The organism is Sporosarcina sp. FSL W7-1349 (assembly GCF_038003045.1).
Lineage (GTDB): Bacteria > Bacillota > Bacilli > Bacillales_A > Planococcaceae > Sporosarcina.
This window is the reverse complement of sequence record NZ_JBBOOK010000001.1, coordinates 1082821-1099861: the sequence shown is the minus strand read 5'-3', so window position 1 is coordinate 1099861 and position 17041 is coordinate 1082821. Positions and strand designations below refer to the sequence as shown.

Annotated in this window: 19 protein-coding genes; all 19 read left to right on the top strand. The window is 50.0% G+C overall.

The window, feature by feature from the left end; genetic code table 11:
• Nucleotides 1–45 precede the first annotated feature (45 nt).
• Nucleotides 46–1188 (top strand): 30S ribosomal protein S1, encoded by a 1143-nt coding sequence (gene rpsA / locus MKY41_RS05505; RefSeq protein WP_340744086.1) that lies wholly within the window; start codon nucleotides 46–48, stop codon nucleotides 1186–1188.
• A gap of 107 nt (nucleotides 1189–1295) precedes the next feature.
• Nucleotides 1296–2606: a ribosome biogenesis GTPase Der gene (gene der / locus MKY41_RS05500; RefSeq protein ID WP_340744085.1), complete on the top strand. Its 1311-nt coding sequence runs from the start codon at nucleotides 1296–1298 to the stop codon at nucleotides 2604–2606.
• A 152-nt stretch (nucleotides 2607–2758) separates the two neighbouring features.
• Nucleotides 2759–3781 (top strand): NAD(P)H-dependent glycerol-3-phosphate dehydrogenase, encoded by a 1023-nt coding sequence (locus MKY41_RS05495; RefSeq protein WP_340744084.1) that lies wholly within the window; start codon nucleotides 2759–2761, stop codon nucleotides 3779–3781.
• Nucleotides 3782–3817: 36 nt separating this feature from the next.
• Nucleotides 3818–4012 carry a DUF2768 domain-containing protein gene (locus tag MKY41_RS05490; protein ID WP_340745639.1) on the top strand — a complete coding sequence of 65 codons (195 nt, stop codon included), beginning with the start codon at nucleotides 3818–3820 and terminating at the stop codon, nucleotides 4010–4012.
• On the top strand, nucleotides 4012–4725 hold the full coding sequence (locus tag MKY41_RS05485) for a hypothetical protein (protein ID WP_340744083.1): 714 nt from the start codon (nucleotides 4012–4014) through the stop codon (nucleotides 4723–4725). The genes MKY41_RS05490 and MKY41_RS05485 overlap by 1 nt, the downstream gene beginning before the upstream one ends.
• A gap of 87 nt (nucleotides 4726–4812) precedes the next feature.
• Nucleotides 4813–6291 carry a stage IV sporulation protein A gene (spoIVA, locus tag MKY41_RS05480; RefSeq protein WP_340744082.1) on the top strand — a complete coding sequence of 493 codons (1479 nt, stop codon included), beginning with the start codon at nucleotides 4813–4815 and terminating at the stop codon, nucleotides 6289–6291.
• Between the two features lie 163 nt (nucleotides 6292–6454).
• Entirely contained in the window at nucleotides 6455–6727 is a 273-nt protein-coding gene (locus MKY41_RS05475) for an HU family DNA-binding protein (protein WP_041074507.1), read from the top strand.
• Nucleotides 6728–7112: 385 nt separating this feature from the next.
• Nucleotides 7113–7682 (top strand): GTP cyclohydrolase I FolE, encoded by a 570-nt coding sequence (folE, locus tag MKY41_RS05470; protein WP_340744081.1) that lies wholly within the window; start codon nucleotides 7113–7115, stop codon nucleotides 7680–7682.
• Between the two features lie 68 nt (nucleotides 7683–7750).
• A complete protein-coding gene (gene mtrB / locus MKY41_RS05465; RefSeq protein WP_041074510.1) occupies nucleotides 7751–7972 on the top strand; it encodes a trp RNA-binding attenuation protein MtrB in 222 nt (73 codons plus the stop codon).
• Nucleotides 7973–8022: 50 nt separating this feature from the next.
• Nucleotides 8023–8757, top strand: a complete 735-nt coding sequence (locus MKY41_RS05460) for a heptaprenyl diphosphate synthase component 1 (RefSeq protein ID WP_340744080.1) — start codon at nucleotides 8023–8025, stop codon at nucleotides 8755–8757.
• A gap of 83 nt (nucleotides 8758–8840) precedes the next feature.
• Complete coding sequence (locus MKY41_RS05455; RefSeq protein WP_340744079.1) at nucleotides 8841–9539, top strand: demethylmenaquinone methyltransferase; 699 nt, start codon at nucleotides 8841–8843, stop codon at nucleotides 9537–9539.
• A gap of 24 nt (nucleotides 9540–9563) precedes the next feature.
• Nucleotides 9564–10538, top strand: a complete 975-nt coding sequence (locus tag MKY41_RS05450) for a polyprenyl synthetase family protein (protein ID WP_340744078.1) — start codon at nucleotides 9564–9566, stop codon at nucleotides 10536–10538.
• 81 nt (nucleotides 10539–10619) lie between these two features.
• On the top strand, nucleotides 10620–11066 hold the full coding sequence (ndk, locus tag MKY41_RS05445; protein ID WP_340744077.1) for a nucleoside-diphosphate kinase: 447 nt from the start codon (nucleotides 10620–10622) through the stop codon (nucleotides 11064–11066).
• Between the two features lie 172 nt (nucleotides 11067–11238).
• Nucleotides 11239–12009 (top strand): CheR family methyltransferase, encoded by a 771-nt coding sequence (locus tag MKY41_RS05440; RefSeq protein WP_340744076.1) that lies wholly within the window; start codon nucleotides 11239–11241, stop codon nucleotides 12007–12009.
• Nucleotides 12010–12137: 128 nt separating this feature from the next.
• Nucleotides 12138–13319 carry a chorismate synthase gene (aroC, locus tag MKY41_RS05435; protein ID WP_340744075.1) on the top strand — a complete coding sequence of 394 codons (1182 nt, stop codon included), beginning with the start codon at nucleotides 12138–12140 and terminating at the stop codon, nucleotides 13317–13319.
• A 3-nt stretch (nucleotides 13320–13322) separates the two neighbouring features.
• A complete protein-coding gene (gene aroB / locus MKY41_RS05430; RefSeq protein ID WP_340744074.1) occupies nucleotides 13323–14432 on the top strand; it encodes a 3-dehydroquinate synthase in 1110 nt (369 codons plus the stop codon).
• Entirely contained in the window at nucleotides 14429–14794 is a 366-nt protein-coding gene (gene aroH, locus MKY41_RS05425) for a chorismate mutase (RefSeq protein ID WP_340744073.1), read from the top strand. The genes aroB and aroH overlap by 4 nt, the downstream gene beginning before the upstream one ends.
• Nucleotides 14795–14824: 30 nt before the next feature.
• Complete coding sequence (gene hisC / locus MKY41_RS05420; RefSeq protein ID WP_340744072.1) at nucleotides 14825–15931, top strand: histidinol-phosphate transaminase; 1107 nt, start codon at nucleotides 14825–14827, stop codon at nucleotides 15929–15931.
• Nucleotides 15928–17034, top strand: coding sequence for a prephenate dehydrogenase (locus tag MKY41_RS05415; RefSeq protein ID WP_340744071.1), 1107 nt, complete (start codon nucleotides 15928–15930; stop codon nucleotides 17032–17034). Before hisC ends, MKY41_RS05415 begins: the two co-directional genes overlap by 4 nt.
• Nucleotides 17035–17041 lie beyond the last annotated feature (7 nt).

The window sequence follows — 17041 nt, the reverse complement described above, 5'->3', positions numbered from 1 at the left end:
TTCGCATACTATAGAGTTAGGATCTTTATGGAGGAGGACTACATAATGACTGAAGAAATGAACTTTGAAACTGAAACGGGCTATAACGAAGGAGATCGGGTTACCGGTAAGGTGACGAAAATCGAAGATAAATCGGTAACGGTTGAAATTCCAGGAGCACCTTTCGATGGTGTCATTCCGATCAGCGAACTATCCAGCCTTCATATCGAAAAGGCTTCCGATGCTGTAGAGGTCGGCCAAGAGCTTGAACTGAGCATTATCAAAGTGGAAGAGGATAATTACGTCCTTTCGAAGCGGAAAATCGATGCGGAAGACGCATGGGACTCCTTGGAAGAGAAATTCAACAATGGGGAAGTCATCGAAACGGAAGTGAAGGACGTCGTCAAAGGCGGACTTGTTGTGGACCTTGGCGTCCGCGGATTCATCCCGGCATCGCTTGTCGAGGACTACTTCGTCGAATCTTTCGATGAATACAAAGGCCGTACGATGACATTCAAGATCGTCGAGATGGATAAAGAGAAGAACCGTTTGATCCTTTCACACCGTGCGGTGATCCAAGAAGAGAAAGCTGCGCAGAAAGAGGAAGTTCTCGAGAACCTGAAAGCCGGTCAAGTGCTGGAAGGAACAGTCCAACGACTCGCTTCCTTCGGTGCGTTCGTTGATATCGGCGGCGTGGACGGACTTGTCCACATTTCCCAATTGTCTCATGAACACATCGAAAAAGTGTCCGATGTATTGAAAGAAGGGGACAAAGTAAATGTCAAAGTCCTATCCGTCGACCGAGATTCGGAACGGATTTCCCTGTCCATCAAAGACACATTGCCTGGCCCTTGGGAAGGAATCGAAGAGAGAGCGCCGAAAGGTTCCATCTTTGAAGGCGTCGTCAAGCGACTTGTCTCCTACGGCGCGTTCGTTGAAGTTCTTCCGGGTGTTGAAGGACTTGTCCATATTTCCCGCATTTCTCACAAACATATCGGTACACCGCATGATGTGTTGCAGGAAGGCCAGAAAGTCCAAGTCAAAGTGCTGGATGTCAATGCGGATGAAAAACGTCTATCGCTCAGCATCAAAGACTTGATTGAAAAAGAAGAAGATAACAACTACGGCGACTATGAAATGCCAGAAGAAGCATCAGGCTTTTCCATTAGCGACGTCATCGGAGATCAGTTGAAGAAATTCTCTGAATGACCCGGTTTAGGTGACAATCAAATTCTTTGAGGTGATGGTGCTTGTACGGGCATCATCATCTTTTTTTGTGTATACTATCAGAAGATAAGCTGGAAGGATGGTAACGTATGACGAAACCAACAGTGGCAATCGTCGGAAGGCCCAATGTCGGGAAATCCACGATATTTAACCGAATTGTCGGCGAGCGAATTTCCATCGTGGAAGACGTGCCGGGCGTGACCCGCGATCGCATTTACAGTTCGGCAGATTGGCTTGCCCATGAATTTAACATAATTGACACAGGTGGGATTGATATCGGGGACGAGCCGTTCCTTGAAAAGATCCGCGCCCAAGCGGAAATTGCCATCGACGAAGCGGACGTGATCATATTCCTGACGAATGGCCGGGAAGGCGTCACAGATGCGGACGAGCAGGTGGCGAAAATCCTGTACAAAACGAAAAAGCCCGTCGTCTTGGCAGTAAATAAAATCGATAACCCGGATATGCGTGAAATGATCTATGATTTCTACTCCCTCGGCTTTGGAGATCCTTATCCGATTTCAGGCTCCCACGGGCTCGGCTTGGGTGACTTGCTCGATCAAGTTGCGGCCAGCTTCCCAGAACCGGGCGCAGAGGATGTGGAAGAGGATACGATTCGTTTCAGCCTCATCGGCCGGCCGAATGTCGGGAAGTCTTCCCTCGTCAATGCCTTTATCGGAGAGGATCGGGTTATCGTCAGCGATGTAGCCGGTACGACGACCGATGCCATCGATACGACCTATGAATACGAGGGGCAAAAGTTCAAGATTATCGATACGGCAGGGATGCGCAAAAAAGGGAAAGTATATGAAAATACCGAGAAATATAGCGTGCTACGCGCATTGAAAGCGATCGAACGCTCCGATGTCGTCCTCATCGTCCTGAACGGGGAGGAAGGAATCCGCGAGCAGGACAAACGCATTGCCGGTTATGCAGAAGAGGCCGGGAAGGGCGTCATGATTGTCGTGAACAAATGGGACGCTGTTGAAAAGGATGACAAGACGATGATTCGTTTCACTGAGGATATCCGGGATAACTTCCAATTCCTTGACTATGCGCCGGTGGCGTTCGTCTCCGCGAAAACGAAACAGCGTGTGAATAGTTTATTCGAAAAAATCATCATGATCAGTGAAAACCATGCGTTGCGCATCCAATCCAGCGTCTTGAATGAAGTGATCGAGGATGCAGTTGCGAGAAATCCGGCTCCGACCGACAAAGGGCGACGTTTGCGCATTTATTATGTCACCCAAGTGGCCGTCAAGCCGCCGACATTTGTTGTCTTCGTCAATGATCCGGAATTGATGCACTTCTCGTACGAACGATTCTTGCAAAATCGTCTCCGTGAATCATTCGGATTTGAAGGAACGCCGATCCGACTCATAACACGGGCGAGAAGCTGATCAAATCGCCACGTCCAGCTTCGGGCGCTAGCCCCCTCGAGTCGCTTCGGTCAAGCCAAAAAGGCAAAAAACGCCTTTCCGGCATGCCCTCCAGCGCTTGTCGGGGCTGAGAAAGCGCCCTGTGCTTTAGTATTAGGAAGGAAGGGTTGACGATGAAAAAAGTTGTTGTACTCGGGGCGGGCAGCTGGGGAACTGCCATCGCCTTCGTCTTGGCCGAAAATGGACATGACTGTCTCATTTGGGCGAGACGTCCCGAACAAACCGATGAAATCAATGCCCGGCATTCGAACGAGTCATATTTGCCGGGCATTCAATTGCCTGCTGCATTGAAGGCCACTTCCGATTTAAAGGCAGCCGTAAATCATGGAGATACGATCATCCTCGCTGTCCCGACGAAAGCGATGCGCGAAGTTTGTGCTGAACTGAATAGGATGGCGGCCGGACCTAAATTGATTGTTCATGTATCGAAAGGGATCGAACCGGATTCGTTGAAGCGGATTTCCGAAATGATCGAAGAAGAGATCGATGCAGCAAAACGGACGGCGGTCGTCGCACTGTCAGGGCCGAGCCATGCCGAGGAAGTCGTGCTGCGCCATCCGACGACGGTGACAGCTGCCTCCAACGACATGGAAGCAGCTGAGCAGGTGCAGGATCTGTTCATGAACCCGTATTTCCGCGTCTACACGAATAATGACCTAGTCGGGGTGGAAATCGGGGCGGCGCTGAAAAACGTCATTGCGCTTGCGGCCGGTGTGTCGGACGGGCTTGGTTACGGCGATAACGCGAAGGCGGCGCTCATTACGAGAGGATTGGCTGAAATCACTCGGCTCGGTGTAAAGATGGGGGCAAATCCGCTCACGTTTTCTGGGTTGACAGGGCTCGGGGACTTGATCGTCACTTGTACAAGCGTCCATTCGCGGAACTGGAAAGCGGGGAACATGCTTGGACAGGGGAATAGCTTGGACGAGGTCATTGCCGGCATGGGCATGATCATCGAAGGGGTCCGCACAGCGAAAGCGGTCCATCAGCTGGCCATCCGCTATGACGTGCCGATGCCGCTATCCGAAGCCCTCTATACCGTTCTGTTTGAAGATGTGCCACCGAAGGAAGCGGTCGATCAATTGATGAAACGCATGAAAAAACAGGAAGTCGAAGATCTCTTCGGCAACCGTTGATGTATGATGAGGAAAGGATGACGACTCTTGTCAGCAATGGATAAGATGTGGCTGTCATTTTACGCGATGGGATTCATGGCGATCTCCATGGGTCTGATTTTCGCGAGCCGCCACAAATTGAACAACCGATTTCTAAAAGCAATCTTTGCCCTCGTGGCTTATTCCCTTCTGATCATTTCGTTTTTTGCCATGGTCTATCTCGTATTTAATGGTCCTACAGGAGGGGCGTAATGACATATATTAAGAAATGGGCTGGCGCTTTCCTTTTGGTCGGTTCTTTGATGCTGTTGACGGGCTGCATGTATCCCGGTGATGATAAGGCGACTCGTGAAATTGCCTATGAAGATCAATTGCAAAGTGTTCAGCAGGCTGTCGATACATATCAGAAGAATTCAGGCGGTTTGTTGCCAATTAAGACCCGTGACCAGGAAACCGATCCGTATATCAAATATCCGGTGGAATTCTCCAAAATCGTACCGGCCTATATGGAGAAGATTCCATCCAATGCCTATGAGAACGGCGGTATCTATCAATATGTGCTGATGGACGTAGAAACCGACCCGGTTGTGAAATTGGTCGATCTTCGCTCAGCGGAACGTATCCGAGAACTGAAACTGCGCCAGAATATTAATAACTCCGTCCCTTTCAAAGAAACGGTCGGGGAGCATGTTTACGCGGTTGATTATAAAAAAATGGGCTTTAAAGAGCCGTTGACGGTACCGAGTCCGTACTCCGATGCCCAACTGCCGATCGTCATCGGTGGCGACGGGGAATTTTATGTAGACTACTCCATCGATTTACATCGGATTTTGCAAAATGAAAACCCGGATGTCCAAGAAGGGGAAGATATCCGTCGTTTGTTGGCAGACGAGTACCCGGTGCTGCCGGCTTATTCTCTTCCTTATACAGTGAATAGTGAAAAGGAACCCGTCTTCCTGAAATAGGCGGTTTTAGAAAAACGTTTCGTGTCTTATGCATGAAACGTTTTTTACTTTCATAAACTACTATGCGCAGAAAAGGAGGACGATGGGATGAAAGAAGAATTGTATGAGAGCTTGGCTAGACGCACAGACGGTGATATTTATATCGGTGTTGTCGGCCCGGTCCGGGTAGGCAAATCGACATTCGTGAAACGGGTCATGGAAGAAGTGGTCATTCCGAATATGACAGAGCCGTCCGACCGAATCCGGGCGCAAGACGAACTGCCGCAAAGCTCACCGGGGCCTGTCATTATGACGTCGGAACCGAAATTCGTTCCGGCACAAGGGACGTCGGTTTCGGTAGGGGAAGGAGATTTGAAGTTCCAGATCCGGCTGGCGGACTGCGTCGGCTATGTGATCGACGGTGTGAAAGGATATGAGGATGAGGACGGTCCGAAATACGTCCATACGCCATGGCATAATGAACCCGTCCCGTTTGAAGAGGCGGCGCGCATCGGGACGGATAAAGTGATCCGTGACCATTCCACAATCGGCATCCTTGTGACAACGGATGGGACGGTGAACAATATTCCGCGTGAGGCGGCGGAAGTGGCGGAAACAGAAATCGTCGGCAAGCTGAAGGAGATCGGGAAGCCGTTCGTCATCGTGTTGAATTCCAAAATGCCTGCGCATGAACGGACGGTCCTGTTGAAGCAGCAGCTGCATGAAACCCATGGGGTGCCGGTCATCGCCATCAGTGCGGACCAATTGAATGCCCAGGAGATCCAATTGATCTTGAAGGAAGCGCTCTACGAGTTTCCGATTTCGGACATCGAATTGCAAAAGCCGGACTGGATGGACGTGCTCGGCAGCGAACATGAGCTGAATGCCTCCATCGACAATGTGATTAATGAAGGATTCCTCGGAGTTTCGAAGATCCGCAAAGTGCAGGAAATTGCGGAAAGCCTGCGGGATCAAGAGCATGTGAAATTTTCCGAAGTCGTCGAAGTCGATGCAGGAAAAGGGAAAGCTACCGTCCGAATTGAAATTGACGAGGGTGCATTCCGGCAAGTGTGCGAAGATATTATGGAGCAGGAGATCGGGACGAAAAAAGATTGGCTCCTCTTTGTAAAAGAGGCCGCCAAAGCAAAGAAATCGTATAATTTATATTCGGAAGCGATTGAAAAGGCGAAGCAAGATGGCTACGGAATCGCCTTGCCGTCGCTACATGATTTCAACCCATCTCCGCCTGAGCTGATCAAACAGAACGACTTCTTCGGGGTTCGGATGAAAGCAACGGCTCCATCCCTGCATGTCATCCGGGTGGATATGGAGGCGGAATTCTCACCGCTCATCGGCTCCGAATTCCATAGCCACCACTTGCTGAAAGAATTGAAACATGCCTACTTGCATGATCGGGATGCCTTGTGGCAAACGTCGCTGTTCGGCACGCCGCTTCATGAGGTGATGAAGGAAAGCATCCGCTTCAAAACGAATTCTGTGCCGTCCCGGGCCAGAAACCGATTGCGTGAAACGATTGAACAAATGGTCAATGATGGGAACAAGGGCATGGTAACATTCATCGTTTGAGCCTAAAAGATCCGTGAAAAACGGATCTTTTTTCGTCTTTTTTGTAGAAACTGCGTCATTATGGGGAAAACTCGATAATATTCTTGCGTCGCAGATGCGGGTATGATACTCTTTTTACAGTGTTATTAGCGGTAACATCCCCTTTTGAGAGGAGGTGAATGGTGTGAATAAAACAGAATTGATTAACTCTGTAGCCGAAACGGCAGGTCTTACGAAGAAGGACGCAACAAAAGCTGTTGAGGCTGTATTCGATACGATCCAGGCGACTCTTGCAAAGGGAGATAAAGTGCAACTGATCGGTTTCGGAAACTTCGAAGTTCGTGAGCGTGCAGCTCGTAAAGGACGCAACCCGCAATCTGGGGAAGAAATCGATATCGCAGCAAGCAAAGTACCTGCTTTCAAAGCGGGGAAAGCGCTCAAGGACGCTGTGAAATAATTGAAAACCCTACATAGGAGTCCATCCATCACCGCTGCTTCAGCGGGCTGATCGGATGGGCTCCTTTTCAGTGGGGTGAGGTGGAATGGGCTGGCCTGAAGGATTTGATTGTAGTGGGGTATCGGCGATTGCTCCGGGTTATCAGCAGTCGCGCGAGCTTTTCAGCATGGCGTTGTCTCATCCAGTTGCCCCAGTCCGCAAAAAAGGTTTGTAAACTGTACGGATATGCGGGAGTATGCTACTATTTTTGTTGTACTAGCTCCCCCAGTGTCAGAGATGCAGGCACAACCGCCCGCACAGGTCCGTGCTGGGAGGATAACCATGCGGGAAGAAATCCCCTCCGGTTAGCTATCAGTACATTCCGATTGAGGAGGTTTCTTACTAAATGCAAGAGTTTGATCAACAAAAAATCGAAGTGGCAGTCAAAATGATCTTGGAAGCGATCGGGGAAGACCCGGATCGGGAAGGATTGTTGGAGACGCCGAAGCGGGTTGCCAAAATGTATGCCGAAGTGTTCGAAGGCATGGGGAAAGACCCGAAAGAATATTTCAAAACCGTATTCCATGAAAATCATGACGAGGTCGTCCTCGTGAAAGATATACCGTTCCACTCGATGTGTGAACATCATCTCGTCCCCTTTTTCGGACTCGCCCATGTCGCTTACATACCGCGTGACGGAGTCGTCGCAGGTCTCAGCAAATTGGCAAGGGCTGTCGAAACGACGGCGAAACGTCCGCAATTGCAGGAGCGGATCACGTCGACAGTTGCCGATGCGATGATGGAAATGCTCAATCCGTATGGAGTTTATGTCGTCATCGAGGCGGAGCATATGTGCATGACGATGCGGGGAATTAAAAAGCCCGGCTCTAAGACAGTGACGACGGTTGCCCGCGGGGTATATGAGCATGATGAGGTAAAGCGCGCCGAAATTCTTTCCCTCATCCGGATGTCCTGAGTGCTTTGCGGCAGTCTCCTCTTCTATGGTATGATGGGGACAACTATTGACAGATGGGAGAGGGGATCATGACACAGCCCGAATATGTCGTCATTAAAGCGAAAGAAGACGGTGTAAATGTCATCGGACTAACAAGAGGAAACAATACGAAGTTTCACCACACGGAAAAGCTTGACCGCGGTGAAGTGATGATTGCCCAATTCACGGAGCATACTTCAGCGATGAAAATCCGCGGAGATGCTGAAATCCACACAGCTTACGGCGTGGTGAGAAGTGAAGGCAAGGAATAATGGCCGCTTGACAATCATGTCGAGGGGCGCCTTTGAATGGAGATCCGATGATGGAAAGACAAAAAATGAAATGGCAAATCGAAAATTACATACTTGAGTTGGAACGCGCCATCCGAGAACCGATTGTCGAACGAGATATTGGAAGTGTGGAAATTGATCCGGATAAGGCGTTCTTTCTTCTGCTGCCATTGTTGAATGGAGAGAGGTGGACGTCGGACTTGAATACGGCTGCCATCGCTGTGGGGGCTGTCCATGCAGCGTTTGAAGCACATGATTCGATTTCCGTACGGTCCGTCTCGACGAGAGAGCAGCAATTGACTGTCTTGGCAGGGGACCATTTCAGCGGGATCCACTACAAACTTCTCGCCTCACTGCCGGATTTCGGACTGATCCGGTCCGTGTCCCGGACGATCGGCCATATAAATGAGATGAAGACGATCTGCCATGAACAAATGCCCGATTCGGATGAGGAACTCCTCATCGCACTTCGGCTGATCGAGGCGGGCTGCATATTGGATTTCCTGAACTTATCCGGATTTTCCCGATATGCTCCGTTTGCCAGCTGTGCGTTGCCTTTGCTTCGTTTGATTGCTATGGAAAAAGAAGATGGATCCATTGTGGATAGCCGATCCGGAGGTACATTGGATATCGAAAGTCATCAGCGTCTCGTCGTCCTTCTGACTCGGCAGTTGCAGGAAGCGGTGGAAGCGGCCGATTTCCTAGCCCCGTTTTTACGGGATGAAATGCAACGGATAGTAGCGCCCCTGACAGGCAAGTTGATCTGACTTCGAGTTACTGGCATGCCTACCGCGGACCGAGCCGTTTTACCCGTTTTCCGGCCACCAATGAAAGAAAAGAGGTAAATCCTTTGACGATTTCTAAAGAACAGAAAGTACATAAAGTATTTGAGAAAATATCCGGTGATTACGACAAGATGAATTCGGTCATCAGTTTTAATCAACATAAGAAATGGCGAGAGGATATCATGAAGCGGATGGCGATCCCGAAAGGGGCCCATGCGCTTGATGTTTGTTGTGGAACGGCGGATTGGACACTTGCCATTTCGGAAGCGGCCGGGCCGGAAGGGAAAGTGGTCGGCCTCGATTTCAGCGAGGGCATGTTGGAAGCCGCCCAGCCGAAAGTGGCGGACCATCCGAATATTACGCTTCAGCAAGGCAATGCCATGTCATTGCCATTTGCGGACGAGTCCTTCGATTATGTGACAATCGGCTTCGGCTTGCGCAATGTCCCGGATTATGCAACTGTCCTATCCGAGATGCACCGTGTGCTAAAACCGGGCGGGATGATCGCCTGTCTGGAAACTTCCCAGCCTGAGGCGCCGGGCTATCGCCAACTGTTCCGGTTTTATTTCCGGTTCATCATGCCGGTGCTCGGAAAAGTGTTTGCCAAAAGCTATAAGGAATATTCTTGGCTGCAGGAATCGGCAAACGATTTCCCGGGCATGAAGCAGCTGGCCCAACTATTTGTCGATGTCGGCTTCCAGGATGTCTCCTATAAATCCTACAGTGGCGGCGCGGCGGCGGGCCACATCGGATACAAACAATAATTACCCCGAGGGAAGTGGATCATTTTGGAAAAAATGAAGTTGATGTCGCTGTATACCAACTTCCGAAAAGACCTCACGTATGTTGAGAAGGAATTGGAGCGCTCGGTCCACTCTTCTTCCCCTGTCATTGAACAAGCTTCTTTGCATTTGCTGCGGGCGGGCGGCAAGCGAATCCGTCCGATTTTCGTCATCTTGGCATCTAAATTCGGTGACTATTCCATGCAAGAGATGGCAAAGGTGGCCGTTTCATTGGAGCTTATTCATATGGCCTCTCTCGTGCATGATGACGTGATTGATGATTCGGATATGCGGCGAGGGATGGAAACTGTGAAAGCGAGATGGGATAACCGGGTGGCGATGTATACGGGCGACTTCATCTTTTCCCGGGCGCTCACCTCGATCGGGGAAATCGAAGTCCAAGCCGTCCATCAGCTCCTGGCCGATACGATGCTGGAAATATGCAAAGGGGAAATTATCCAAATCGAATATCAACAAAAAGTGGATCAATCCATTCGGGATTATTTGCGGCGCATCAAACGGAAGACGGCCCTGCTTTTATCGTCTAGCTGTGCATTGGGCGGCCTCGTCTCCAATGTAGAACCCGCCCTTGTGAAGCGGCTGGGGCGTTTCGGCTACTATGCGGGAATGGCTTTCCAGATTGTCGATGATATTTTGGATATCACATCAACAGACAAAGATTTGGGGAAACCGGCGGGCAGCGACTTGCTCAATGGCCATTTGACATTGCCCATTTTGTATATCAAAGACGATGCGGGATTCCGACCGTATATGGAACAGGCGTTTGACGGCAGTTTGACCGAAAACGGACGGCGTGAAATGCTTGCGTTCATCCGCCGTTCGGGTGCGATTGAAAAAGCGCAGAAAGTGAGCGATCTCTATTTACAGAAAGCGCTGGATGAAATCGAAGCTTTCCCGGACGGAGATGCGAAAAAAGCATTCATGCAAATCGCCGCCTTTATCGGCAAGCGGAAATATTGACTAAAAGTTGAAAGTTCCGTTAGCGGATGGTACGATTTATGAGGATAATTTCCGATACATACAGCATAAGGAGTGAATGGAATGGAAAGAACATTTTTAATGGTAAAGCCTGACGGCGTACAACGTAATCTAATCGGCGAAATCGTGAGCCGTTTTGAAAACAAAGGATTCCAATTGGTTGGCGGTAAATTGATGCAAATCTCACAAGAGCTTGCGGAGCAACATTACGGTGAGCACAAAGAACGCCCATTCTTCGGTGAATTGGTTGAATTCATCACATCTGGCCCAGTGTTCGCGATGGTGTGGGAAGGCGAAAACGTCATCTCGACAGCACGTTTGATGATGGGAGCAACAAATCCGAAAGAATCCGCACCTGGCACGATCCGCGGCGACTTCGCGGTTACCGTCGGCAAAAACATCATCCACGGTTCCGACTCTCCTGAATCGGCAGTTCGTGAAATCGGCCTTTTCTTCAAAGAAGAAGAGCTCGTGTCTTATGACAAATCAATGAACAATTGGATCAACTGATCTGAAAAACAGCCATGCGCACATCGCGTGGCTGTTTTTGTTATACAAAAGTTTTAATTTATCAGTTATAATGTACAGAAGCGCAAGGTATCTGCAGGAATAGCAGTTTGCAGTAGTTAGCGCGCCTGTTGTTTGGATGGATCAATGGATCGGTGGAGCAGGAGGGTGTACATTGGCTGATTATGAGACATTTATCGGAAATATTAAACGGAAAACGGGGATTGATCTGTCGCTTTATAAAGAAGCACAGATGAAAAGAAGGTTGACTTCCCTTTATGAAAAAAGAGGGTTCCGGAATTTCAATGACTATTACTCCGCCATACATAATAATAAAGAAATGCTGGATGAATTTTTGGACAGGATGACGATCAATGTGTCGGAATTTTATCGAAATGCGCAGCGTTGGGACGTGTTGGAAAAGAAAATCTTCCCGAAGCTGCTCGCGAACAATAAAAGACTGAAAATCTGGAGTGCTGCCTGTTCGACGGGAGAAGAGCCCTACACGATCGCCATGGTACTGTCCACTCATATTCCGCTGCGCGACATCTCGGTGTTTGCGAGCGATCTCGACCTCGGCGTATTGGAGAAAGCGAAGGTTGGTCTGTATCCGGAACGGTCGTTGAAAGAGGTCCCCGCCCCGATTATCACGAAGTATTTCAATAATGAGGGCGCCTTCTATCAAGTGAAGGACGAAGTGAAGCGCACCGTGACATTCAAGCAGCATAATTTGCTTGATGATCGATATGACACCGGTTATGACTTGATCGTCTGCCGGAATGTGATGATTTATTTCACAGAAGAGGCGAAGGACCAGATCTACATGAACTTCGCCAACTCGTTGAAACCGGGTGGCATCCTCTTTGTCGGAAGCACCGAACAGATTTTCAATCCGGGAAAATACGGTTTCGAATCAGAAGATACATTCTTCTATCGCAAGATTTGACCTATTGCAAGAATGTTTTCATTATCCGGATATTCCGGATTTTTTTCTATTTACCATGGTCAAAGACCCTTTAGTTTGATAAAGTGCATTCATACAGATGTTATCAAGGCGCCATAGGAGGAAATGAAATGAGATATTTTACGGCCGGTGAATCACATGGTCCACAACTGACGGCAATCATCGAAGGGCTGCCCGCCCAAATGGAATTGACTGCTGAGATGATCAATAAAGAGCTGACAAGAAGGCAAGGCGGTCATGGCCGGGGCAGACGGATGCAAATCGAGAAAGACCAAGTGGAAATCACATCAGGCGTGCGGCACGGCAAGACACTCGGCTCGCCAGTGACGTTGACGGTCGTCAATGACGATTGGAAGCATTGGACGTCGATTATGGGCATCGAGCCGCTTCCGGAGGATACGAAACCGGAAGATATCCGCAGACAGATTACGAGACCCCGTCCCGGGCATGCGGACTTGGTCGGCGGCATTAAATATGGCCATCGCGATTTGCGGAATATACTGGAACGGTCTTCCGCACGGGAGACGACGATGCGTGTGGCAATCGGAGCAGTGGCTAAACAGTTTCTTCGCGAATTGGGCATCCGCACAGTCTCCCATGTGACGGAAATCGGTGGTATTCCGACCAATCCGGATACGTACGCGGGGAAAGGGGCGGAAGAGCTCCGGGAGATCGTTGAGAGCGACCCAGTCTATTGTGCAGATCCGGAAGCATCCCAACGGATGGTCGAAGCGATCGACGTAGCGAAGGAACGCGGCGATACGATTGGCGGCGTCGTGGAAGTGGTCATCGAAGGATGTCCTCCGGGAATCGGCAGCCATGTCCAATTCGATCGGAAGCTGGACGGTAAATTGGCAGGCGCCATGATGAGCATCAACGCCTTCAAAGGTGTCGAAATCGGCCTCGGTTTCGAAATGGCGAAGAAATATGGAAGTGAAGTGCATGATGAAATCGCCTGGGATGCGGAGCGCGGCTATTATCGGAAGTCCAATCGTCTCGGGGGCCTGGAAGGCGGCATGACATCGGGTATGCCGATTGTCATCCGCGGGGTGATGAAACCGATCCCGACCCTTTACAAACCGTTGGAAAGTGTCGATATAGATTCCAAGGAGCCGTTTGTCGCTACGATCGAGCGTTCCGACCCGTGTGCAGTGCCCGCTGCGTCCGTCGTTGCGGAGCATGTCATCGCGACAGAGCTGGCGAAAGCGATCATGGACGAGTTCCGCTCCGATCGGATGGATGCCTTGCAACAGGATATAGAAGCGTACAGACGCTATACAAAGGAGTTTTAAACTGTGGGGAAACTAACCGTCGAGATCAAAGACTATGAATATGATGTCCATATCGGAGAGGATGCATATTCTTTATTTGCCACAGCGTATGCGCCTCTTTTGGATAGTGCCGATCGCATCGGCATCATCGTGGATGAGAATGTCGCTGGGCTCCATTTGTCCCTCCTGCAAGATGCGTTGCGTAAAACCGGCAGGGATATCGTTGTCAAAACGGTTCCGGCAGGGGAGAGTTGCAAATCCCCGGCTGTCTATATCGAATGCCAATCCTTTCTCCTGCAACATCATTTCACGAGGAATTCGCTTCTTATCGCATTCGGTGGGGGAGCTTGCGGCGATTTAACCGGATTCGTTGCCGCGACGTTCATGCGGGGCATCCGCTATATCCAATGCCCGACGACGATTCTCGCCCATGACAGCGCAGTCGGGGGGAAGACGGCCATCAATATGCCGGAAGGGAAGAACATGGTCGGCTCTTTCCATCAACCGTCTGGGGTCCTTTTCCAGACGGGCCTCTTTGAAACATTGCCGGCACGCGAAATCCGATCCGGCATGGCGGAACTTCTGAAACATGCGTTCATTTCAGACAAGGACTGGACAGACGCTTTGCTATCCAACCCGACTTTTTCAAAGCCGTCGGTCGGCTGGCTGGCGACGGAGCTATTGAAAGGTATCGAGGTCAAAGCGCATATCGTTGCGGAGGATGAATTCGAGCATTCGACTCGGAAATTCCTGAATTTTGGCCATACGTTCGGCCATGCCGTTGAAGCGGTTTGCGGTTTTGGAGGCTTGAGTCATGGGGAGTGCGTCATGATCGGGATGGCATACAGCCTAATTTTGAGCGAAGGGCAGGAAGGGTCGATCGACCAAGACGTGACGGAACGCTTCATCCGATTCGCTTTGGACAACGGCTATACATTCCGGCCGGTGCACGAGCATACATTCGAAGAATTCCTCAGCTATATGGAAAAGGACAAAAAAGCGTCATTCGGCAAATTGAATTTTGTTTTGTTGAAAGAAGTGGGAAAACCGTATGTCACAGAGCTCTCAAAAGAACAATGTGAACATGCGTTTGATATAATTAGAGAGAGAACGGAGGGGGAACCGAGCCGATGAAAGTGAGAGGGTTCCGCGGGGCGACGACCGTCCAGCAAGATGAAGAACTAGCCGTCCTCCAAGCGACGGAAGCACTCGTGCTTGATATGGCGAAGGCGAATAATGTAGACCCAGAGGATATCATTTCTGTTATGATATCGACAACTGTTGATGTCAAGTCGGCGTTTCCGGCGAAAGCGGTCCGTACCATCGAGGGGTGGAAATACGTCCCGGTCATGTGCTTCCATGAAATGGATGTGCCCGGGGGATTGCCATTGTGCATCCGGGTGCTGATGCACGCGAATTCGGACATTCCGCAACATGAGGTGGAACATGTATATCAGAACGAAGCAGTGAAATTAAGACCCGATTTACAAAAATAATACGTAATGTATGGACAGGTGGGAAAAACGATGAAATGGAAAAAGGAACTCGGTGGAATGAGACCGTACAAACCAGGCAGATCGATTGAAGAGGTGATGCAGGATTATGGATTGACTGAAGTCCATAAATTGGCTTCCAATGAAAATCCATATGGCTGCGCGCCTTCGGTCAAGGAATTCATACGCGAAGGGTTGCTACATCCTGAAATTTATCCGGAAGGCCATGCGGGGGGATTGCGTACTAAATTGGCCAATAAACATCAAGTGGGCGAGGATTTCCTTCTGTTCGGTAACGGGTCGGATGAAATCGTGTCCATCATTTCCCGTTCCCTGCTTGGACCGGATACGAATACAATCATGGCGACACCAACGTTTCCGCAATATGCACATAATGCGAAAGTGGAAGGCGCTGAAGTGAGGGAGCTGCCATTGGTCGACGGGCAGCACGATCTGGACGGATTTTTGCAGGCAATCGATGAGAACACGTCAGTGATTTGGGTCTGCAATCCGAACAATCCGACTGGGAATATCATTCCGGCGGGCGTTTTGGAAAGCTTCTTGGCGCAAGTGCCGGATCATATCCTTGTCGTCTTGGATGAAGCATATTTTGAATACATTACAGAGCCTTCATATGTAGATTCCATCCAGCTGATTGACAAATTTCCGAATATCCTGGTCCTTCGTACGTTCTCGAAAGCATACGGATTGGCGGCATTCCGGGTGGGCTATGCGGTTGGGCAGCCAGCGATCATCACAGAGCTGAACAAAGTGCGGAATCCATTCAATAACAATACGCTTGGTACTGCCGTAGTGGAAAAAGCGTTGGAAGACGAGCAATTCATCGCGAACTGCCGGGAATTGAACCATATTCAACGAGAGCGTTTCAAAGAATTCGCTGAGGCAAACGATTTGGATATTTTCGATTCTCAGGCAAATTTCGTACTGATTCAAGTGCCGGCAGATGCGGATGAAGCATCCGAATATTTATTGCAATACGGTTATATTGTCCGTAGCGGGAATGCGCTGGGCACGCCGGGCTATGTCAGGGTTACGGTCGGTTCGGAAGAGCAGAATAGCGGATTCTTCCAGGCGATGTCTTCGTTAATTTCCGAAAAAGGCAGGCATCCGGTAAAGTGAGAGTAGCAATCATTGGACTAGGCTTGATCGGCGGTTCACTCGGTCTTGCCATCAAACGGAATCCTGCTATCCACGTAACAGGATTTGACCGGTCGTATGCGACGGCGGATGAAGCATACCGCCGTGGCATTATTGACGCTATTGCTCCATCCGCGGAATCCGCTTGTTCGCAAGCGGATTTCATCATCTTCGCGACACCGGTCAATACGACCGTTTCCCTTCTGTCTGACGTGCCGCGCTGGGAGTTGAAAGAGGGCGTCATCATGACGGACACGGGGAGCACGAAACAGCCTATTATGGAAGCGGCCCAAGTGTTGCGGGACAAAGGCTGGACATTCATCGGGGGGCACCCGATGGCGGGTTCTCATAAGAGTGGCGTTTCAGCGGCCAAAGATCATTTATTCGAAAATGCTTATTACATTTTGACACCATCCGAAAGAGCTTCTGCGGACCAAGTGGAGAAACTGAAGGATCTGTTGTCGCCGACAAAAGGGAAGATTGTCGTCTTGGATGCGGAAGATCATGATCGCATGACGGCCATCGTCAGTCACTTCCCGCATATCGTCGCTTCCTCATTGGTCGGCCGGCTGGCAGATCAGCAGGAAGGACAGCCTTTCGTCAAGAAACTGGCGGCGGGCGGCTTCCGTGATTTGACGCGGATCGCATCTGCCGACCCGGTCATGTGGCGGGATATTACCATCCAGAACCGGGAAGAATTATTGAACCAGCTGAATGGCTGGATCGAGGAGATGGGCAACATCCGGGAAATGCTGGAGACGAATGATCCCGAGCAGATTTATGATTTCTTTGCCGAGGCGAAGAAATTCCGGGATGAATTGCCGTCCACTCGTGAAGGAGCGGTCCAAGGAGCGCTCTATATGACGTTTGATCTACATATCGATATTCCGGACACTCCCGGAATTGTTTCAGAAATCACGAAAATATTGGCAGAAGAGCGGATTAGCTTGACGAATATCCGGATTGTGGAAACGAGAACGGATGTCTACGGAATCCTCGTGATCAGTTTCCAGACGGCGGAAGACCGGAAGCGGGCGAGGGCAGCCTTGTCGAAAGCGACGGATTATTCGATGCAAATCATCTAAGGGAGGA